At 70.8% G+C, this 17,632-nt stretch carries 18 protein-coding genes, 2 tRNA genes and 1 pseudogene; 9 read left to right on the plus strand and 12 right to left on the minus strand.

The window, feature by feature from the left end; all coding sequences use genetic code 11:
* Positions 1 to 83 precede the first annotated feature (83 nt).
* A tRNA-Ser gene (locus Cco03nite_RS10670) sits at positions 84 to 174 on the minus strand.
* A 144-nt stretch (positions 175 to 318) separates the two neighbouring features.
* On the opposite strand from Cco03nite_RS10670, the gene Cco03nite_RS10675 reads away from it, so the two are divergent.
* A complete protein-coding gene (locus Cco03nite_RS10675; protein WP_203691805.1) occupies positions 319 to 2,622 on the plus strand; it encodes a carboxypeptidase-like regulatory domain-containing protein in 2,304 nt (767 codons plus the stop codon).
* A gap of 57 nt (positions 2,623 to 2,679) precedes the next feature.
* Here Cco03nite_RS10675 and Cco03nite_RS10680 read toward each other — a convergent pair whose 3' ends face one another.
* Positions 2,680 to 3,054, minus strand: a complete 375-nt coding sequence (locus Cco03nite_RS10680) for a hypothetical protein (protein WP_203691807.1) — start codon at positions 3,052 to 3,054, stop codon at positions 2,680 to 2,682.
* Between the two features lie 34 nt (positions 3,055 to 3,088).
* Positions 3,089 to 3,886: a CPBP family intramembrane glutamic endopeptidase gene (locus tag Cco03nite_RS10685; RefSeq protein ID WP_203691809.1), complete on the minus strand. Its 798-nt coding sequence runs from the start codon at positions 3,884 to 3,886 to the stop codon at positions 3,089 to 3,091.
* A 63-nt stretch (positions 3,887 to 3,949) separates the two neighbouring features.
* Between Cco03nite_RS10685 and Cco03nite_RS10690 the strand changes: the two genes are divergently transcribed.
* Complete coding sequence (locus Cco03nite_RS10690) at positions 3,950 to 5,062, plus strand: globin domain-containing protein (RefSeq protein ID WP_203691811.1); 1,113 nt, start codon at positions 3,950 to 3,952, stop codon at positions 5,060 to 5,062.
* 70 nt (positions 5,063 to 5,132) lie between these two features.
* Here the strand turns inward: Cco03nite_RS10690 and Cco03nite_RS10695 are convergent.
* Positions 5,133 to 6,086 (minus strand): annotated as a pseudogene (locus Cco03nite_RS10695) (helix-turn-helix domain-containing protein); the annotation flags it as partial.
* 315 nt (positions 6,087 to 6,401) lie between these two features.
* On the opposite strand from Cco03nite_RS10695, the gene Cco03nite_RS10700 reads away from it, so the two are divergent.
* The 5 genes from Cco03nite_RS10700 to Cco03nite_RS10720 all read left to right on the plus strand — a co-directional run bounded on the left by Cco03nite_RS10700 (position 6,402) and on the right by Cco03nite_RS10720 (position 9,737).
* Entirely contained in the window at positions 6,402 to 7,178 is a 777-nt protein-coding gene (locus tag Cco03nite_RS10700) for a (2Fe-2S)-binding protein (protein WP_203692008.1), read from the plus strand.
* A 208-nt stretch (positions 7,179 to 7,386) separates the two neighbouring features.
* Positions 7,387 to 7,656 (plus strand): hypothetical protein, encoded by a 270-nt coding sequence (locus Cco03nite_RS10705; RefSeq protein ID WP_203691815.1) that lies wholly within the window; start codon positions 7,387 to 7,389, stop codon positions 7,654 to 7,656.
* A gap of 139 nt (positions 7,657 to 7,795) precedes the next feature.
* Positions 7,796 to 8,416 (plus strand): GNAT family N-acetyltransferase, encoded by a 621-nt coding sequence (locus Cco03nite_RS10710; protein ID WP_203691817.1) that lies wholly within the window; start codon positions 7,796 to 7,798, stop codon positions 8,414 to 8,416.
* 32 nt (positions 8,417 to 8,448) lie between these two features.
* Positions 8,449 to 8,946 carry a DUF6924 domain-containing protein gene (locus tag Cco03nite_RS10715; protein ID WP_203691819.1) on the plus strand — a complete coding sequence of 166 codons (498 nt, stop codon included), beginning with the start codon at positions 8,449 to 8,451 and terminating at the stop codon, positions 8,944 to 8,946.
* Between the two features lie 95 nt (positions 8,947 to 9,041).
* The gene (locus tag Cco03nite_RS10720; protein ID WP_203691821.1) at positions 9,042 to 9,737 is read left to right on the plus strand and encodes a class I SAM-dependent methyltransferase; all 696 of its coding nucleotides are present in this window, start codon (positions 9,042 to 9,044) and stop codon (positions 9,735 to 9,737) included.
* 75 nt (positions 9,738 to 9,812) lie between these two features.
* On the opposite strand, the gene Cco03nite_RS10725 is transcribed toward Cco03nite_RS10720, so the two are convergent.
* A tRNA-Ser gene (locus tag Cco03nite_RS10725) sits at positions 9,813 to 9,899 on the minus strand.
* Positions 9,900 to 9,974: 75 nt separating this feature from the next.
* Between Cco03nite_RS10725 and Cco03nite_RS10730 the strand changes: the two genes are divergently transcribed.
* A complete protein-coding gene (locus tag Cco03nite_RS10730) occupies positions 9,975 to 10,946 on the plus strand; it encodes an NAD(P)H-quinone oxidoreductase (protein ID WP_373314226.1) in 972 nt (323 codons plus the stop codon).
* Here Cco03nite_RS10730 and Cco03nite_RS10735 read toward each other — a convergent pair.
* The 7 genes from Cco03nite_RS10735 to Cco03nite_RS10765 form a co-directional block, all read right to left on the minus strand.
* Positions 10,900 to 11,604, minus strand: a complete 705-nt coding sequence (locus Cco03nite_RS10735; RefSeq protein ID WP_203691825.1) for a glycosyltransferase family 2 protein — start codon at positions 11,602 to 11,604, stop codon at positions 10,900 to 10,902. The two genes, Cco03nite_RS10730 and Cco03nite_RS10735, sit on opposite strands and share 47 nt — an antisense overlap.
* A 153-nt stretch (positions 11,605 to 11,757) precedes the next feature.
* Entirely contained in the window at positions 11,758 to 12,315 is a 558-nt protein-coding gene (locus tag Cco03nite_RS10740; protein ID WP_203691827.1) for a hypothetical protein, read from the minus strand.
* A gap of 34 nt (positions 12,316 to 12,349) precedes the next feature.
* Positions 12,350 to 13,765 carry a sensor histidine kinase gene (locus tag Cco03nite_RS10745; protein ID WP_203691829.1) on the minus strand — a complete coding sequence of 472 codons (1,416 nt, stop codon included), beginning with the start codon at positions 13,763 to 13,765 and terminating at the stop codon, positions 12,350 to 12,352.
* Positions 13,758 to 14,438, minus strand: coding sequence for a response regulator transcription factor (locus Cco03nite_RS10750; RefSeq protein ID WP_203691831.1), 681 nt, complete (start codon positions 14,436 to 14,438; stop codon positions 13,758 to 13,760). Before Cco03nite_RS10750 ends, Cco03nite_RS10745 begins: the two co-directional genes overlap by 8 nt.
* Positions 14,439 to 14,637: 199 nt before the next feature.
* Positions 14,638 to 15,132, minus strand: coding sequence for a hypothetical protein (locus tag Cco03nite_RS10755; protein ID WP_239167283.1), 495 nt, complete (start codon positions 15,130 to 15,132; stop codon positions 14,638 to 14,640).
* Positions 15,133 to 15,209: 77 nt separating this feature from the next.
* Positions 15,210 to 16,151 carry a rhomboid family intramembrane serine protease gene (locus tag Cco03nite_RS10760; protein WP_203691833.1) on the minus strand — a complete coding sequence of 314 codons (942 nt, stop codon included), beginning with the start codon at positions 16,149 to 16,151 and terminating at the stop codon, positions 15,210 to 15,212.
* Positions 16,152 to 16,161: 10 nt separating this feature from the next.
* Complete coding sequence (locus Cco03nite_RS10765; RefSeq protein WP_275412029.1) at positions 16,162 to 16,686, minus strand: peptidylprolyl isomerase; 525 nt, start codon at positions 16,684 to 16,686, stop codon at positions 16,162 to 16,164.
* 222 nt (positions 16,687 to 16,908) lie between these two features.
* Here Cco03nite_RS10765 and Cco03nite_RS10770 point away from each other — a divergent pair, with 222 nt between their 5' ends.
* Complete coding sequence (locus Cco03nite_RS10770) at positions 16,909 to 17,586, plus strand: hypothetical protein (RefSeq protein ID WP_203691837.1); 678 nt, start codon at positions 16,909 to 16,911, stop codon at positions 17,584 to 17,586.
* Positions 17,587 to 17,632: the final 46 nt, after the last annotated feature.

Genomic DNA, 17,632 nt, shown 5'->3' on the forward strand with positions numbered 1-17,632 from the left:
GATGCTCTATCCGTTGAGCTACGGGCGCTTGGTGCGGGATCAGCATACACGGCCGGATTCCCGGTCGTTCAGGTGGTCCTGCGCGGAGGCTCCGGGATTCGAACCCGGGAGGGGCTTTAAGACCCCAACCGCATTAGCAGTGCGGCGCCATAGACCGAACTAGGCGAAGCCTCCTTGGCGGTCCGCGGGTTTCCCCGATGACCACCGACGCAGAAGAATACCGTGCCCCCACGGCCTTGAGCAAAACGGATACCGTGTCGCGCACGGGGACTTCCCCGCGCTGTGTTCATCCCCTCCTTCTCACCAGTCGAGGACCACATGCGCAGGACACCACTGCGCCGGGTCGGACTCGTGCTGCTCGCCGCGACGATCGCCACCATGGGGTTGTCCGCGCCTGCCCACGCCGACCCGGACACCGGCACCATCACCGGACACCTCACCTACAACGGCCAGCCCGTCGCCGACGCCCAGGTCTACGCCTCGGGCGACGGATGGGGCGTGGCCACCACCGACGCGACCGGACGGTACGAGATCACCGGGCTGGTGCCCGGCCCGTACGTAGTCCAGTTCCAGGCCGCGGGCCACCCGGAGCAGTACGCCCACAACGCCCGCAGCTGGGACGAGGCGGCCCAGATCCCGGTCACCGCCGGGGGCGTCACCACGGCCGACGAGGCGCTGCTCCCGCACGGCAGCATCACCGGCCGCATGGTCGACGCCGACGGCAACGGGCTCAGCGCGTGGGTCACCGCGCAGAGCGAGACCGGCCTGAGCTCGTCCGTCTGGACCTCGGACGGCAACTACACGCTCGGCGTGCACGCCGGCCGCTACCAGGTGCAGTTCCAGTTCGGCAACGGCACCTCCCAGTGGGCGTACGGCAAGCGCGACAACGGCGACGCCACGTTCTTCGACGTCGCCGTCGGCCAGACGGTCACCGTGAACGACACCAAACTGCCGACCGGCGGCATCGCCGGCCGGATCACCGCCGCTGACGGCGGGCCCGCCGCGAACGCCGAGGTCCAGCTGTTCGGGACCGACGGCAACTACGGCCCGCACACGTACACCGACGCCGACGGCGCGTACCTCATCGACGGCGTGTTCGTCGGCGACTGGCGGGTGCGCGTGACCCGCGAGTCCGGCCTGCAGCAGTGGTACCCGAACGTGTGGACCGAGCAGGCCGCCGGGGCCGTCGCGGTGACGGCCGGCAGCGTGCGCACGGTGAACCAGCAGCTGCTGCCGACCGGCTCGATCTCCGGGCACTTCACCGAGGCGGGCGGCAACGGCCTGGCCGACGTGCAGGTCGGCCTGCAGTACGCCGACGGCAACTGGCTGGACGCCTCGACGACCACGGACGCCGACGGCGGCTACTCGTTCCCCGAGCTGCCCGCCGCCCAGTTCGTGGTGCGGTTCGACGGCGGGAACGGCGTCGACCAGTGGGCGCACGGCAAGACCAGCTTCGGCGCCGCCGACCGGGTCACCGTCACGGCCGGCCAGAACATCGTGGTCGACGACGTCAAGCTGCCCAGCGGCAGCCTGCGGGTGACGGCCAAGAACGCGCTCACCGGAGCCACCATCGACACGTTCTCGGTGTACGTCGGCATCCACTCGGCGGACACCGACAACGGCGTGGCCACCATCGCCGACCTGCGGGCCGGGGACTACCTGGTGCGCTCGTGGGCCGCCGGCTACGCGTCGGCGGACGTCCCGGTCACCATCACCGCGGGCCAGCAGTCCTCGATCACGCTCCTGCTGACCCCGCAGGCCAAGCTGATCGCCAAGGTCGTGGACAAGGCGACCGGCCAGCCGCTGGCCGGCGTCTGCGTCATCACGATCGTGCCGGCCCACCCGACGCTGCCGGACGGTTGCGGCGACCTGACCGGGGCCGACGGCAAGGTCACCCTGACCGAGGACCCGGGCAAGGTGCAGCTGTTCGCCTTCCCGGCCGAAGCTCCCGGCTACGGCGCACAGTGGCTCGGCGCCAACGGCGGCACCGGCCTGCAGGGCCAGGCGCGTGACTTCACCCTCACCGCGGGTCAGACCTTCACCGCGCCCACCATCAAGATGGACAAGGCCGGGACGATCACGGGCAAGGTGACCACCAAGACCGGTTCCGTCCAGTACGGTTCGGTCCGGGTGCTCGACGAGGCCTTCAACATCGGCGGCGGGCTCGGCTCGGTCGAGCTCGACTCCGACGGCCGGTACACCATCGGCTTCCTCGGGCCGTACCAGTGGCCGCTGCTGTTCAAGGCGCTGGACCACGCTCCGCAGTGGAGCGGCGGCACCGGCAACCGGTTCATCTCCGAGCGGATCACGGTGACGGCCGGCCAGACCACCACCTACGACTACAAGATGACTCGGGGCAACCTGATCACCGTCAAGATCCCGGGCCTGCTCGACAACGGTTTCATCGTGGTCGAGAACGCCGCCGCGGGCGACATCTCCGGCGTCGGCTGGACCGAGCAGAACTTCGCCGAGGGGGCGACGTTCCGGGTGCTCGGCCCGCAGACGGTGAAGATCCGCTGGATCGGCAGCGACGGTTGGACCTGGTGGGGCGGCGCCGATCGGGCGACCGCGACCCCGGTCTCCGTCCCGGCGGGCGGCAACACGGTGTTCGTGCTCAGCTGAGCGCACCACCTGCGATGACGGCGGGGCCGGGACGGAGACGTCCCGGCCCCGCCTTCGTCATCGCGCGGTGTACCGCCCGGCCAGCGCGGCGAGCAGCACCCCGCCCGCCATCAGCACGGTGAAGCAGACCCACGCCAACGGCCACGGGTTCGCGTCCGGGGCACGGTGCGTCAGGTACGAAACCAGCAGCAGCACCGAGGGCACCCCGGCGGCCAGCGGCATCGACTGCCAGGGTGGCACGCCCGACCGGCCGAGCCACAGTCCCAGCGCCAGCAGCACCAGCGTGAACACCACCACCGCCCAGGTGCGCACCGGCGTCGTCTCGATCAGCTCGCCGGGATGCTCCGGCCGGTTGCGCAGGTCCCACGGGATCAGCAGCAGGTAGGCCGCGCCGGACAGCACCGGGGCGAGCACGGTCGCGAGTGTCCGCATGCCACCATGCTTACCCCGAACCGGCGAAGATCGCTCAGATCCAGTCGAGATGCCTGGCGAGCAGGGCGTATCCGACGAAGGCGACGATGTCGAGCAGGGAGTGCGCGACGATCAGCGGCCCGGTGCGCCGGTAGCGCAGGAAGAACAGGGCGAACACCACACCCATGATCGCGTTGCCGACGAACCCGCCGAAGCCCTGGTAGAGGTGGTACGCGCCGCGCAGCAGCGCGCTGGCCGCGATCACCGCGGGCACGCCCCAGGACAGCTGGCGCAACCGGGTGATCAGGTAGCCGACGACCACCACCTCCTCCAGGATCGCGTTCTGCACCGCGGCCAGCAGCAGCACCGGCAGCGCCCACCACACCTCCCCGAGGCCCTCGGCGACGACCGTGGTGTTCAGGCCCAGCTCCCGCGCGGCCACGTAGAGGGCCAGCCCGGGGATGCCGATCACGGCGGCCAGCAGCGCTCCGGAGCCGGCGTCGAAGCCGCGGCGGGTCCCGTCGAGTCCGAGCAGGCCGCGCGCCCCGAAGCGGCCGTCCCAGCCGGGACCGCGGTTGAGCAGGTGGGCCGCGAACAGGGCCGGGACCAGCGCGAAGAAGATACCCGCGAGCTGGAACGCCAGATCGAGCCAGGGACGGTCCGGGGTGCGGGCGACGTTGAGTTCGGAGGCCTGCTGGTTCAGCGGTACCCGGCGGGTCAGTCTGTCGACGAGGGACAGCCCCGACCACACCGCGGAGTGCCCGAGGGAGACGCCGAGCAGCAACCAGACCTCGTTGCGCAGGACCGGGCGGGTGGGGGTGGAGATCCCCCGGACGAGCTCTTCAGCAGCCATGACACAACAGGGTCGCACAGTCTGTGCGACGGTCGAACGCGCTGCGTTGACATCGTTATGAACGTGAGCGACCTTCAGCGGCTGTTGAAAGAGAGCTGGACACTTGTCGAGGAACAACAGGACAAAGTGGCCGGCTACTTCTACGCGCGGATCTTCCTCAACAATCCGGGCGTGCGGGACATGTTCCCGGTGACGATGGACGTGCAGCGCGCCCGGCTGCTGGGGGCGATCGTGACCGCCGTGCAGTCCGTCGACGATCCCGACCGGTTCGACGAGTATCTGCGCTCGCTCGGCCGGGACCACCGCAAATTCCAGGTGGTGCCCGAGCACTACGAGGTGGTCGGCGCGGCGCTGCTGGAGGCCATGCGCACGTTCGCGGGCCCCGAGTGGTCCTACGAGTACGACCAGGCCTGGCGGGACGCGTACGACGTCATCGCGCGCAAGATGCTCGCGGGCGCCTCGGCCGACAGCAACCCGGCCTGGTGGCACGCGGAGGTCGTCTCGCACGAGCGCCGCTCCAGCGACATCGCGATGCTGACCGTGCGCCCGTTCCAGCAGCTGGAGTACCGCGCGGGGCAGTACCTGTCGGTCGAGGTGCCCAAGTTCCACCCGCGGGTGTGGCGCACCTACTCGGTCGCCAACGCGCCGCGCACCGACAACACGATGGACTTCCACGTCCGGGCGCTGGGCGCGGGCTGGGTCTCCGGCGCGCTGGTGCGCCGGGTGCAGGCCGGCGACCTGGTGCGGCTGGCCGCCCCGATGGGCTCGATGGTGCTGGACCGGCGGTCGACCCGCGACATCGTCTTCGTCGCCGGCGGCACCGGCCTGTCCCCCATCAAGGCGCTGCTGGAGGACCTGACCACGTTCAACCGCACCCGCTGGGTGCACGTCTTCTTCGGGGCCCGCAACCGCGACGACCTGTACGACCTGGCCTCGCTGCAGGAGCTGGCGGCCGCCTACCCGTGGCTGTCCATCGTGCCGGTGTGCAGCGACGACCCGGGCTGGGGCGGCGAGGAGGGCTCGGTGGCCGACGCGCTGGCGAGGTTCGGCCCGTGGATGGAGCACGACTTCTTCGTCTCCGGCTCGCCGAACATGGTCCGCGGCACGCTGCGCGCGCTGTCGCAACTGAAGGTGCCGCAGACCCGCATCCGGTACGACGCCTTCAGCGAGCACTGAGCGCCCGCGTACGTGAGCGGAGGCCCGCCTGACCGGCGGGCCTCTTCGTTTCTCAGTGCGCCGCGACCACGGGCGGGGCCGAGGTGACGGCGCGGAAGCGCCACTGCAGCTGGAACCGGGCGTTCAGCGACGGGTCCTCGGTGCGCCAGGTGAACACGGCCCGGTCGCCCTCCAGCTCGCGCACGATCGGGGTGCGCAGCGGGGCCTCCTCGGCCGCCATGGACGTCTCGACGCCCCACACCTGCGGGTCGAGCATGGCCGGGAAGCGCATCTGCACCACCAGCCGCCGCGTGGGCAGCCGGACCGCCCGCTCGAACCAGGTGCCCCACTTCAGCTCGTCGACGCGGTAGCGGTACTCCACGGTGGTCCGCTCGCCCGGGTAGAGCGGGAAGCGGCCGTCGGCGTTCTCGAACAGCAGCCAGATCTCCTTGAACGCGTCGCGGTCCTGCTTGGCCCGCCACACCATGGGCTCGGCCGCGCCGGGCTCGCCGCAGAACGCCACCAGGTGCAGCTCGTCCAGCCCGAGCGGGTACGCCCGGTGGTGGGCGTTGGAGCGCTGCGGCTGGCCGGGATAGCGGTCCACCGCCACCCGGATCAGGTAGCGCGTCACCGGCTCGTTGCCCGCGTTGTAGAGGGCGCGGCGCACGATGACGTGGTAGTCGCCGTCCACGTAGGTCAGCTGGGCTTCCTCCAGCTCGACGACGAGTCCCGTGCCGGGTGGCAGCCACTGGGTGGGCACCGCGGGCTCCCTGGTGAGCAGGGTGGCCGGTCCGCGGGCCTGCCTGGCCTCCTCGTACTCCTGGAAGCGCCGCCAGATCGCGCCGCCGGCGTTGAGCACGGCCTCGGCCCGGCGGGCGAAGTCCTCGGTCGGCCGATGTCTTCGGCCCTCGATGTGGCTGATGTACGAGGGATCGAACCCCATCCTGCTTGCGAGCTGCTTCTTGGTCATGCCGCGGTCTATCCGCCACCGGCCGAGCTCGGCGGCGAACGCCTCGACGGCACGTTCCACCGGCGAAACGCTCATGACCCTGCCCCGCTCCGCTCGGTCATGCCACACCTCGCCCCCTCCTCCGCTCGTCGTGAATCCTCATTCTTCGTGGCCAGAGGACCAGTTAATGAGAACTGCTGATTACCTGACAAAAACCTTGACAGGCGATCAAGTGGCCAGGCGGTGCGGGAGTCCGCATAACCGACGCAGAAGTGACACAGCGTGAGTAAACTGACCCTGGTCTGGTTAGCCTAGCCTTATCGCGGTACAGTGAGGTCAACCCCGTGTTGGCTGGTGCATGTGCAGGAGAGGATCGGTGAGGATCGAGTGCGTACGCTCACGCCTCTCGTCCTGACCGACGCCCTGCGCCCCCTGACCGTCACGCTCAGTGCGACTCGCCGTCGCATTGGGTTCTCCGCGGTGCACGGGCTCGCCGACCCGCTGCTGGTGACCGACGACGAAGGCTGGACACCCGCCTCCCGGTTGCTCGACGGTTCCGCGCTGCCCGCCCTGTTCGACACCGCCGTCCGGCGCTGGGGCGCGGCCCCGCACGCCGCCGCGACGCTCGCCTGGAAGTCGTACACCTACTGGGTCGCCATGCCGGCCGTGCTCAGCTGGGCCGCCGCCCGCCGCGTGCCGATCATCGAGAGCGACCGCACCCTGCTGCGCTTCGGGGGCGACGAGCCGGGCGCGGCCCTGGTGCAGGTCGGCCTGCGCGCGCCCCAGGTCGCGGTGCTGCCCGACGACCCGCTGGCACACGCCGGCATGCCCGGCATCACCGTGGTGCCCGACGAGACGCTGCTGCTCAAGACGCTGCGCACCAGCCTGCTCGACCAGCACCTCGACCTGCTGTCCGAGCGCATCCGCGCCGAGGTCAAGGTCGGCCGGCGCACCCTGCTCGGCTCCGTCGCCTCCGGCATCGCGTACGCGGTGCTGCGCAGCGCGCCCGCCCTGCCCGGCTCGACCGCGGCGAGCACCGCGCAGCAGCTGCTCGACGCGCTGGATCTCGGCGACCTGGTCGACATCAGCGTGGGCGACGGCGGCGAGCCCGAGGTCCATCGCCGCACCTGCTGCCTGGCGTTCACCCTGCCGCAACCGAAGGTCTGCTCCGGCTGCTGCCTGCGCTGACCGCCGCACCGCCTCACGAGTCGGCTCCGCCGTGCGCCATGACCACGGCACGACTTCGATTCCTATGTAGATGAACAGCGTGAGCTGTCATCTTCGGCTCTCCCCCGGTGATTCACTCCGTATCCGAAGGGGTGACGGGAGCTATCGCCGTTCCGAACGAATCGATATGTTGGCATCTCCTATCACTCCTAGTCATGGAGGTGTCACGATGCGCAAGCTTGGCATCGGCAAGCGGCTCGCCGTCATCGGCGCGGCCACCGTCGCGTTCGCGGGAGCATCGGCGATCGCAGCCACCCCGGCCCACGCCACCCCCGGCGACTGCAGCGCCTACCTGGCGGCGCAGGGGTTCGGCGGGGTCGAGTTCGGGCTCGCCTGCACCCTGGGCGACCTGTCGTACACCGTCTGCACCACGCAGCTCACCCTGCTGAGCGTCCCGCCGGCCACAGCCGACGTGGCGTGCCGGCTCGCCGCGGTGTGACGGCCTGAAACGGGTGCGGCCCTCGAACATCCTGGGTCCGAGGGCCGCACCTCCTCAATGTAAGGGCCGGCCCCACCCCGCCGCTGCGGGGTGGGGCTCCCGCTTGACACGGGCCGACGCCGTCGCGAAAGGATGGGGCGTGAGGACGATCACCACCCCGCCCGCCATCCCCGCCGGAACCCTCGCCGCCCACCCGCAACCGCTGCTCGCCGCCCCGGGCGGCCTGCTCCTGCGGCCCTGGGAGAACGCGGACGCCGCTGCCTTCCTCGGCGCTTACCAGGACCCCGCCATCCAGCACTGGCACACCCGCCAGCCCCGCTCCGAAGGCCAGGTCCGGGAATGGTTCGACCAGTACCGGCAGGCCTGGGCCCAGGAGACCGGCGCGAGCTGGGCCGTCACCCGCGATGGCGGCGAGGTGCTGGGGCGCCTGGCCATCGGGTCGGTGAATCTCGACGACGGCGTCGCGGGCTGCGCCTACTGGGTGCTCCCGGCCGCCCGCGGGGCGGGCGTGGCCTCCCGCGCCCTGACCGCCCTGAGCGGATGGGCGCTCGGCGAGGCCGGCTTCCACCGGCTGCACCTGGACCACTCGACCCGCAACGAAGCCTCCTGCCGGGTCGCGGTCAAGGCCGGCTTCGCCCTGGAGGGCACCAAGCGCAGCGACGCCGTGCACTCCGACGGCCGCCACGACATGCACCTGCACGCCCGCATCCGGGGCGACGAGGCTCCAGGCCCGAGCGAACGCCGAGAGCCGGCGGGCTGAACGATTTCTAGGCAGCGCGCGTTGTCATACGCATGAGATCGCTACCGCCCGACTTCGATGACCGCAACGAGTTCCACCCGGTGTTCGTTCGCACGGACTACTCCGACGGGGCCGCCTGGCAGGACATGGTAAACAAGCTGAACGACCTGCCGGACGGCTGGGACGGGGAGAACTGGGACGTCGACGACATGCCGAAGTATCTGGTGGACGACCCCTCGTGGGACGGCGCCACGGCCGACGACGTGCTGGCGCTGCTCGGCGACGAGACCCCGCTGACGGTCGTCTTCGTGGCCGACAAGGTGACCATGGTCGATCCCGAGCGCCCGCTGCTGGCGGTGGCCACGCTGGACTCGGACCCCGAGTACGCCCAGGAGGTGACCGAGTTCGGCCGCGAGTTCCGCATCCTGCCCCGGGAGTCGCACGGCCTGCACGTCAATCTGGAACTGGGGAACATGGACTTCACCGACTGGTCCCGGTCCGCCGCCGCGGCCCCGGACCGCACCTTCCGCGGCTTCGGCGGCACCGGGTGAGATTCGCCCGCACGACCGGAGAGCCGGGGCTCGTCGTCTCGCCCACGCGGATTTGGTAAACAGGCACCCTTGTCTCTCACGGAAACGGGGTCACTGTGACAGCAACCGACTATGACGACTTTGCCGCCGCCTACGCGGCGTCGAACGAGTCCGGCCTCTTCAACGCCTACTACGAGCGACCCGCGGTGCTCAGCCTCGCCGGCGACGTCTCGGGCCGCCGGATCCTCGACGCCGGGTGCGGTTCCGGCCCGCTGACGGCTGCGCTGCGCGACAAAGGAGCCGTGGTCACCGGCTTCGACAGGAGCGCGGCCATGGTCGACCTGGCCCGCCGGCGGCTCGGCGAGGACGCCGACCTGCACGTGGCGGATTTGAGCGAGCCGCTGCCGTTCGCCGATGCCGAGTACGACGTCGTCGTGGCGTCCCTGGTCCTGCACTACCTGGAGGACTGGTCTGGCCCGCTCACCGAGCTGCGTCGCGTGCTGAAGCCAGGCGGTCGCCTGATCTTCTCGACCATGCACCCCACCGGCTATGCGATGGACAACCCCGAGGCCGACTACTTCGCGGTCACGAAGTACTCCTGGGACTACGTGATGGACGGCCAGACCGTGTGGCTGACCATGTGGCACAGGCCGCTGCACGCCATGTCGGACGCTTTCGCCGCTGCCGGGTTCCGCATCGAGACGATCAGCGAGCCGCCCCCTGCTCCGGACACTCCGGCAGAGCTGCTTCCCCCCGACAAGGGCTCCGGGCGCTTCATGTGTTTCCTGTTCTTCGTCCTTGAGCCCGTCTAGGAGCCCCGGACAGCTCAGGGCGGGTAGGAAGATCGATTCCTACCCGCCCTGAGCTTTATTTTCGCAGGTTCTCGGCGGAGGGTAAGGGATTCGAACCCTTGAAGACATCGCTGCCTTAGTGGTTTTCAAGACCACCGCCATCGGCCACTAGGCGAACCCTCCTGGCGTATCGCCGACGACCAGTGTGCCAGACGCGCCGCGCGCCCGCCCGGACCGGTCTCGGGGCAAGATGGTCTGGTGCACGCGATGACGATCCCCGCCAAGGGTGAACTTGCCTGGTCAGAGGTCCCCGATCCGGTCCCCGGCGAGGGCGCCGTGCTGATTCGGATCGCCGCCACCGCGGTCAACCGGGCCGACCTGCTGCAGGTCGCCGGCGTCTACCCACCGCCCCCGGGCGCGCCGCCGTACCCGGGCCTGGAGTGCTCGGGTGTGATCGAGCAGGGGGCCGGGCCGTGGCGGCCGGGCGACGAGGTGTGCGCGCTGCTCGGCGGGGGCGGGTACGCGGAGCTGGTGGCGGTGGACGCGTCGCACGTGCTGCCGCTGCCGGACGGGGTCGACCTGGTCACCGCGGGCGGGCTGCCGGAGGTGGCGTGCACGGTGTGGTCGAACCTCACCATGGTCGCCGGGCTGCGGGCCGGGGAGACGGTGCTGATCCACGGCGGTGGCAGCGGGATCGGCACGTTCGCGATCCAGTACGCCAAGGCGCTGGGGGCGCGGGTGGTGACCACGGCACGGGCGGCCAAGCACGAGCAGCTGCGGGCGCTGGGCGCGGACGAGTGCCTGGACTACACCGCCGACGACTTCTCGGGCGTCGGGGCGGACGTGATCCTGGACATCATCGGCGCGGCCTACCTGGAGCGCAACGTGCAGGCGCTGGCGACGGGCGGCCGGCTGGTCGTGATCGGCCTGCAGGGCGGCGCCAAGGCCGAGATCAACCTGGGTGCCCTGCTGGCCAAGCGGGCGAGCGTCACGGCGACCGCGCTGCGCTCCCGGCCCGCGGCGGAGAAGGCCGCGATCGTGGCGGGGGTACGGCAGGACGTGTGGCCGCTGCTGGCGTCGGGCGCGATCCGGCCGGTGGTGGACCGGGTGCTGCCGCTGACCGAGGCGGCCGCCGCGCAGCGGACCGTCTCGGCCAACGAGCACGTCGGCAAGGTGCTGCTGGTTACTGCTGGGCGGCCTTCGGCACCGGGCGCAGGCGCTCGCGCATGAGGATCAGCAGGGCCTCGATCCCGTCCATCGCGGTGATCTTCTTGCCCTCTTCGCGGGTGCGGGCGGTGTAGCTGATCGGCACCTCGTACGGCCGGTTCTTGCGGCGCAGGAGCTTGCCGGTGACCTCCGCCTCCATGCCGAAGCCCTTGGACTTGACGTTCAGCGAGCGGTAGAGCTCCAGCGGCATCAGCTTGAAGCAGGTCTCGAGATCGCCGATGTAGGAGTTGAACAGCACGTTGGCGAACAGGGTGACGCCCTTGTTGCCCATCACGTACCAGAACGAGAACGCGGCGTGCCCGCCGAAGCTGCGGTTGCCGTAGACGACCTTGGCGCGGCCGTCGAGCACCGGGCCGAGCAGCTTGGGGATGTCCCGCGGGTCGTACTCCAGGTCGGCGTCCAGGATGACCATGTAGTCACCGGTGGCGGACTCGACGGCGGTGCGGATGGCCGCGCCCTTGCCGGCGTTCTTCGCGTGGTGGAAGGCCTGCAGCCGCGGGTCGTCGCAGTCGCCGAGGATCTCGGCGGTGCGGTCCTTGCTGCCGTCGTTGACCACGACGAGCTCGATCTCGCAGGGGTAGTCGACCGCGAGTGCCTGCTTGAGCGCCTCGCCAAGCCGGGCCTCTTCGTTGTAGACCGGCATGAGGATCGATAGCTTCACAGGGCTCTCCGCTGCTGACGCGTGCTGGACCGGCCGAGTCTAGCCCTTGTGCCGGATCCACGCACATCAGGCGAGGTCAACGCCCTCCGACAAAAAGGAAGGGCACCTTCTTAACGGTATACGTATAGGAAGGTGCCCTTCATCACGCGGGACTCAGCGGGCGAGCGGAATGACGATCAGCCGGGCGGTCGGCGTGTCGCCCTCCTTGGGGCCGGCCAGGGCAACCTGCGCACCGGCCTTCAGCTCGGTGGGCTGGATCGTGGCCCGCTTCTCCACGACCCGCAGCTTCTCACCGTACTTCCAGGTCAGGGTGAATCCGTCCGCCGACTTCACGGTGATCGACTCCGTGTCGACGGCGGTGACCACGCCCCGCTGGACGAGTACGGTGACGGGGCCCTTCTTCGTCTCCACGACGGCCTCGCCGTGCTGCACGTCGCGGCGCAGCGCGACCCGCAGCGCGTGGCGCTTGCGCCAGTTCTGCAGGCGGTCGGCCGGCTTGTCCTTGGTCCCGGGCGAGGGCGACACGAGCGCGTCGAGTTCGCTCTCGGCGGCGACGAGGTCGTCGGGCGCGACGCCCATCGCGGCGAGCGCCTCGGCCTCGACCGAGGCGACCAGTTCGGTGGCGGTCGCCGGCAGGTCCGACGGGGCGCAGGCGGTCAGGCCCAGCAGCGCGGACAGGCCCAGGGCGACGGTCAGGCTGAGTCTTCTCATGACCGCAGCCTGCCGGGCCGCCGCGCGGGCGCGGTCAGGCCGAGGTTCGGGGCAGGTAAACCGTGAACCGGGCCCCGCCCTCGGCCGCGTGACCGGCCTCGATGGCCCCGCCGAGGCGTCGGGCGAGCCCGGCCGCCAGGGCCAGGCCCAGGCCGCTGCCGGTCTGGCGTACGCCCTGGTAGCGCTGGTGCAGCGCGCCTCGCTGGAAGGCGACGGCGAGGTCGTCGTCGGTGAGGCCGGGTCCCCCGTCGCGGACCTCGATCGCGGTGCGGTCCGGCAGCGGGCGTACGGCGACCACGATCGGGCGGCCGGGCGGCACCACCCGCAGCGCGTTCTCGACCAGGCCGTCGACGATCTGGCGCAGCCGCAGCGGGTCGGTGTGCGCCCACACCTCCCCCGCCGGCACCTCGGCGCGCACCGGCACGCCCGCCTGGGCGGCGCGCGGCGCGAAGGCCCGCTCGGCCGAGGTCGCCAGCGACACCAGCTCGACGTCGGTGAGCTGCACGGCGAAGTCGGCGGCGTCGAGCCGGGCCAGTGACAGCAGGTCCGCGACGAGCCGGTCCAGGCGCTCCGCCTCGGCGAGCACGGTCTGCCCGACCTCCTGCGCGCCGTCGGGGCCGACGACGCCGTCGGACAGCGCCTCGGCGTACCCCTTGATGGTGGTCAGCGGGGTGCGCAGCTCGTGCGAGATGGACAGCAGGAACTCGCGCTGGCGTCCCTCGCTGGTGGCCAGCGCCTCGGCCAGCTCGTTGATCGAGTGGGCGAGCCGCTCCACCTCCTGCGGCGGCTCCGCGGCCAGGCGTACCGTCCGGTCGCCGGAGCTGAGCCGGGCCGCCGCGGTGGCCGCGTTGCGGATCGGGCGGGCCAGCCTGCGGCCCAGCAGCACGCCCGCCAGCACGCCCGCGCCGAGCCCGGCCAGCAGCGGCAGCCACAGGTAACGCAGCACCTGGCGGCTGACCCCGGTGGCGGCGGGCCGGGCCAGCACCACGCCGTCGCCGCCGTCGAGCGAGCGGCCCTCCACCATGGAGAGCCGGCCGCCGACCACCGCCAGCCGCTCGCTGACCTTCTTGCCGTCGGCGACCTGCTGCACCACCCGGGCGGGCAGCCCCGGCCGGTCGGCCGCACCGGACGTGATCAGGTACGCGGTCACGTCGCCGTCGAGCTTGCGCAGCTGCTCGATCAGCCGGGCGTCCGCGGCCGGGGCCCGCCGCGAGCGCAGCACCTGGGCCACCACATCGGTCTGCGAGGCGAGCCCGTCGCGGGCGGCCTGCTCGGCGGCGCGGGCGGCCAGCGGCACCGCGACGAGCCCCGTGACCACCAGCGTGATCAGCGCGACGACCACCCCGGCGAGCACGGCGCGAGTGGTCAGCGTGGTGGTGCTGGCGGTGGGCCGGGGCGGGGCGGCGAGCACCCGGATCGGCACGGTGAGGTCGGCACGGCGGTCAGGCATCGGCGGTGTACCCCACGCCCCGCACCGTGCGCACGACGTGCGCGGCCGCCCCGAGCTTCGCCCGCACCTGGGCCACGTGCACGTCGACGGTGCGCGTGCCGCCGTGCGCGGCATACCCCCAGACGGTCGACAGCAGCTCGTCCCGGGTGTAGACCCGCCCCGGCCGGCTCATCAGATGCGCCAGCAGATCGAATTCGGTGCTGGTCAGCTGCACGGCGACGCCGTCGACGGTGACCTCGCGCCGCGCCGGGTCGAGCCGCACCGGCCCGACCACACGGCTGCGATCCGGCTCCGGCGTCCCGCCGGACCGCCGCAACACCGCCTTGAGCCGCGCCACCAGCTCCCGAGGGCTGAACGGCTTGGTCAGGTAGTCGTCGGCCCCCAACTCCAGCCCGACGATGCGATCAACCTCGTCATCCCGGGCGGTGAGAAAGATGATCGGCACCCAGATGTCCTCGGCCCGCAACCGCCGGCAGATCTCCGTCCCGTCCATCGACGGCAGCGCGATGTCCAGCACACACGCGGCCGGCCGCAACCTCCGCGCCGCCGCCAGCCCCGCAGCCCCATCGCCCTCGACCTGCACCCCATACCCGTCACGCTGCAGGTAAAGCCGAATCAGATCAGCAATAGGCCGCTCGTCCTCAACAACGAGCACCAGCCCCTTCTCACTCACGCCGCCATCATGTCCGACCCATGTACGAACCACGTAAGCCCTCCGCAAACCCTCTACCCCACCCCCACCCCCACCCCCACCCAACGCGGCGACGATCTTGCGCGAACTGTGGGTGCGACACGCCTTTATCGGGCATATCGACAACAGTTCACGCAAGATCGTCGTGATCTTGGCGGGGGAAGGGGGAGAGAGGGGCGGGTTAGGCGCCGACGAGGTGGTCGGTGAAGGAGGCGTAGGGGGTGGTGTTGAGGCCGGCGGTGCGTTGGGCGATGAGCTTGGGTTTGAAGACGTGGGAGAAGAGGGCGTCGAGGTGCCAGACCTGCTTGGGGTGTCCCGCGTGGATCCAGAAGCGCTCCCGGATGCCGTCGACGGCGGTGGCCGCGAACTCGATGGCCGACAGGCGCGGGTCGGGGTGCCAGGTGACGTTGGCCAGGTGGCGCAGGTCGGTGTTGAGGTGCAGGCGCAGCCTGCGCAGGATGCGGCTCTCCTGGGTGATGACCAGGCGGCGGTATGTCAGCAGCATCAGGAACTCGCGGCCGAGCGGGCGTTCGGGGCGCAGCGCGCGGGCGACGAGCACGGTGGCGTCACCGGCTTCGACACAACGGCGGAAGATCGGCATATGCCGGCTGACCGTGGCCATGGGGATGCCGGCCTCGCCGGTGGCGGGAAGGAACGTACGCGAGAAGACGTCCATGTAAGGAGCAACGACTGCGCGTGACACACGTCACGCGAGTCACTCATGCGGTCGATCGCCGCCCGGCTTCTTCCAGGTCAGCGCGTCAGCGAAACGGCCACGGTCACACCCATCAGGCCGAGGAACGTCAGCACCAGCACGGCGGTCTGCACGAGCGTGCGGTTCTCCCGCGGCGCGTACGCCAGCCCGGCACCCACGATCGCCCCCGTGGCGAGCCCGCCGAGGTGGCCGGCGATGCCGATGCCCGGCACCGTGAAGGAGATCGCCACGTTCACCACGATCACCGGGATGATCGCGGACGCGTCCCGGCCCAGCCGTTTCAGCACGAAGAAGTAGATCGCGAACAGGCCGTAGATCGCGGTCGAGGCGCCCGCCCCGACGCCGCCCCCGCCGAACAGGTAACCGGCGACGTTGCCGCCGATCCCGCAGATCAGGTACGCGGCGGCGAAGCGCACGGGGCCGAGCGCGGCCTCCAGCGGGCGGCCGAGCACCCACAGCGCCCACATGTTCAGCGCCAGGTGCAGCAGGCCGTAGTGGATGAACATCGCGGTGAACATGCGGTAGTAGGCACCGTCGTCGACCCCGGTGTAGACCGTGCCGAGCGACGGGTCGGCGCCGAGATAGGGGCCGTCCGGCGCGACGGTCACCGTGGGGCCGAGCACGCCGCCGAGCCAGTGGATCGCCGTGACGTCGGTGAACAGGCCGCCGACGAAGACCGCGTCCATGCCCGCCAGCAGGATGCCGACCACGAACACGGCCAGGTTGAGGCCGATCAGCGTCTTGACCACGTAGCCGTGCATGCCCAGCTGGGAGCCGCCGAAGTGGGTGAGGGCCGGGCGCTGCGTACGCCGGCCCTCGGCCACGCACTCGGGGCAGTGGTGGCCCACCGACGCCGGAATCATGCAATCCGGGCAGATGGGCCGCTCACATCTGCTGCACTTGAGGTACGTCTCCCGCCCCGGGTGGCGGTAGCAGCTCGGTACGGGCGGCAGGCCACCTTGGGGTGCGGGAGACGTCATGAATGCGAGACTAGCGCTCGATGTCGATTCGCTCGATGACGATCGCGTCGCGGGGCCGGTCACCGGCGTCGGTCGGCGTGCTGGAGATGGCGTCGACGACCTTCTGCGAGTCCGCGTCCGCGACCTTGCCGAAGATGGTGTGCTTGAAGTTCAGCCAGTTCGTCGCCCCGGTGGTGATGAAGAACTGCGACCCGTTGGTCTTCGGGCCGGCGTTCGCCATGGCCAGCAGGTAGGGCTCGCTGAAGCTGAGCTCCGGGTGGAACTCGTCGTCGAAGGTGTATCCCGGGCCACCGCGACCGGTGCCGGTCGGGTCACCAGTCTGGATCATGAATCCGTCGATCACACGGTGGAACGGCGTGCCGTCGTAGTACGGGCCGGTGATCGGCTGGCCGGTCCGCGGGTCGGTCGCCCCGGCCCTGGTGCCCTCGGCCAGCTCCACGAAGTTCTTCACGGTCTTCGGGGCGTGGTTCGGGAAGAGCTCCAGGCGGATGGGACCGGCACTGGTGTGCAGGACGGCGAAACGGGCGTCGGCCACGGCTGACTCCTGATATTCGAGTGGTTGGTTACCGACAGATTCTCCCATGTGCCCGTTCCGGGTGTGCGATGGCGTCCGGCGAGGCAGGATGGCAGTCAGGGACATGAACGGGGCGCGCTTTCGCCATGACGGCGCGCCCTGCGATACCACCGCACGGGCGCGGGGGCGCCCGAAGCGATCGGCTGTCCGGCGCGGGGGCGCCGGGCAGGAAGGCGGGGGAAGATGCTCGGATTTCACAAGAAGACGCGCGGGGAGCTGATGCGCGAGGAAATGGGCCAGAGCTGGGACCATTTCCTGCAGGCGGCGACCCATGCCGCCAGCGGGGTCGGGGCGTCGTTCGGCCCGACCACCGGACGCATGCGCCGGGTCACCTCGCGCGGCATGGACTCGACGGTGTCCGCACTCGCGCCGCTCGCCGCGGCGTACCGGGAGGGCGCCGCCGACGCCATCGCCGCCGGCAAGAAGGCCAACGCCAAGGCGCGCAAGCACAAGAAGGGGAGCCACGTGGCACGCAGTGGGAACACGGGGATGCTGATCGGGCTGCTCGCCGCGGGCGCGGCCGTCGGCATCGCCGGTGCGCTGGTCATGAAGCGCCGCCGCCAGCAGCAGTGGTCGGAGTACGACCCGAGCCAGGCCCTGGAGTCGATGCGCTCCGAGACCAAGTCGATGACGGACAAGGCCGCCGGCAAGGCCGACACGGTGCTCGACAAGGCCACGCACCACACCAGCAAGGCGATGGACAAGACGGCCGACAAGCTGCACGAGGCGGCGTCCTCGGTCCGCGGCGGCCGCGACACCATGAAGTCGAAGATCGGCGACGCGGCCGAGGCGGCCAACGACGCCACCGACAGTTTCACGTCGAAGTACTCGTCCAGCGGGTCGAAGAACGGCCGCATGTAACCAGCTGCCGCGACCTCAGCGTTAACAAGGGCACCTTCTTCTACGT

It is taken from the genome of Catellatospora coxensis, assembly GCF_016862635.1.
In the GTDB taxonomy this organism is placed as follows: domain Bacteria; phylum Actinomycetota; class Actinomycetes; order Mycobacteriales; family Micromonosporaceae; genus Catellatospora; species Catellatospora coxensis.

Excerpts from the sequence above, each read along its gene's own strand:
- Cco03nite_RS10770 (WP_203691837.1), top strand. The coding sequence starts at position 16,909 with ATGCTCGGATTTCACAAGAAGACGCGCGGGGAGCTGATGCGCGAGGAA.
- Cco03nite_RS10745 (WP_203691829.1), bottom strand. The coding sequence starts at position 13,765 with ATGCCTGACCGCCGTGCCGACCTCACCGTGCCGATCCGGGTGCTCGCC.
- Cco03nite_RS10705 (WP_203691815.1), top strand. The coding sequence starts at position 7,387 with ATGCGCAAGCTTGGCATCGGCAAGCGGCTCGCCGTCATCGGCGCGGCC.
- Cco03nite_RS10675 (WP_203691805.1), top strand. The coding sequence starts at position 319 with ATGCGCAGGACACCACTGCGCCGGGTCGGACTCGTGCTGCTCGCCGCG.
- Cco03nite_RS10680 (WP_203691807.1), bottom strand. The coding sequence starts at position 3,054 with ATGCGGACACTCGCGACCGTGCTCGCCCCGGTGCTGTCCGGCGCGGCC.
- Cco03nite_RS10755 (WP_239167283.1), bottom strand. The coding sequence starts at position 15,132 with ATGGACGTCTTCTCGCGTACGTTCCTTCCCGCCACCGGCGAGGCCGGC.
- Cco03nite_RS10715 (WP_203691819.1), top strand. The coding sequence starts at position 8,449 with ATGAGATCGCTACCGCCCGACTTCGATGACCGCAACGAGTTCCACCCG.
- Cco03nite_RS10685 (WP_203691809.1), bottom strand. The coding sequence starts at position 3,886 with ATGGCTGCTGAAGAGCTCGTCCGGGGGATCTCCACCCCCACCCGCCCG.
- Cco03nite_RS10760 (WP_203691833.1), bottom strand. The coding sequence starts at position 16,151 with ATGACGTCTCCCGCACCCCAAGGTGGCCTGCCGCCCGTACCGAGCTGC.
- Cco03nite_RS10740 (WP_203691827.1), bottom strand. The coding sequence starts at position 12,315 with ATGAGAAGACTCAGCCTGACCGTCGCCCTGGGCCTGTCCGCGCTGCTG.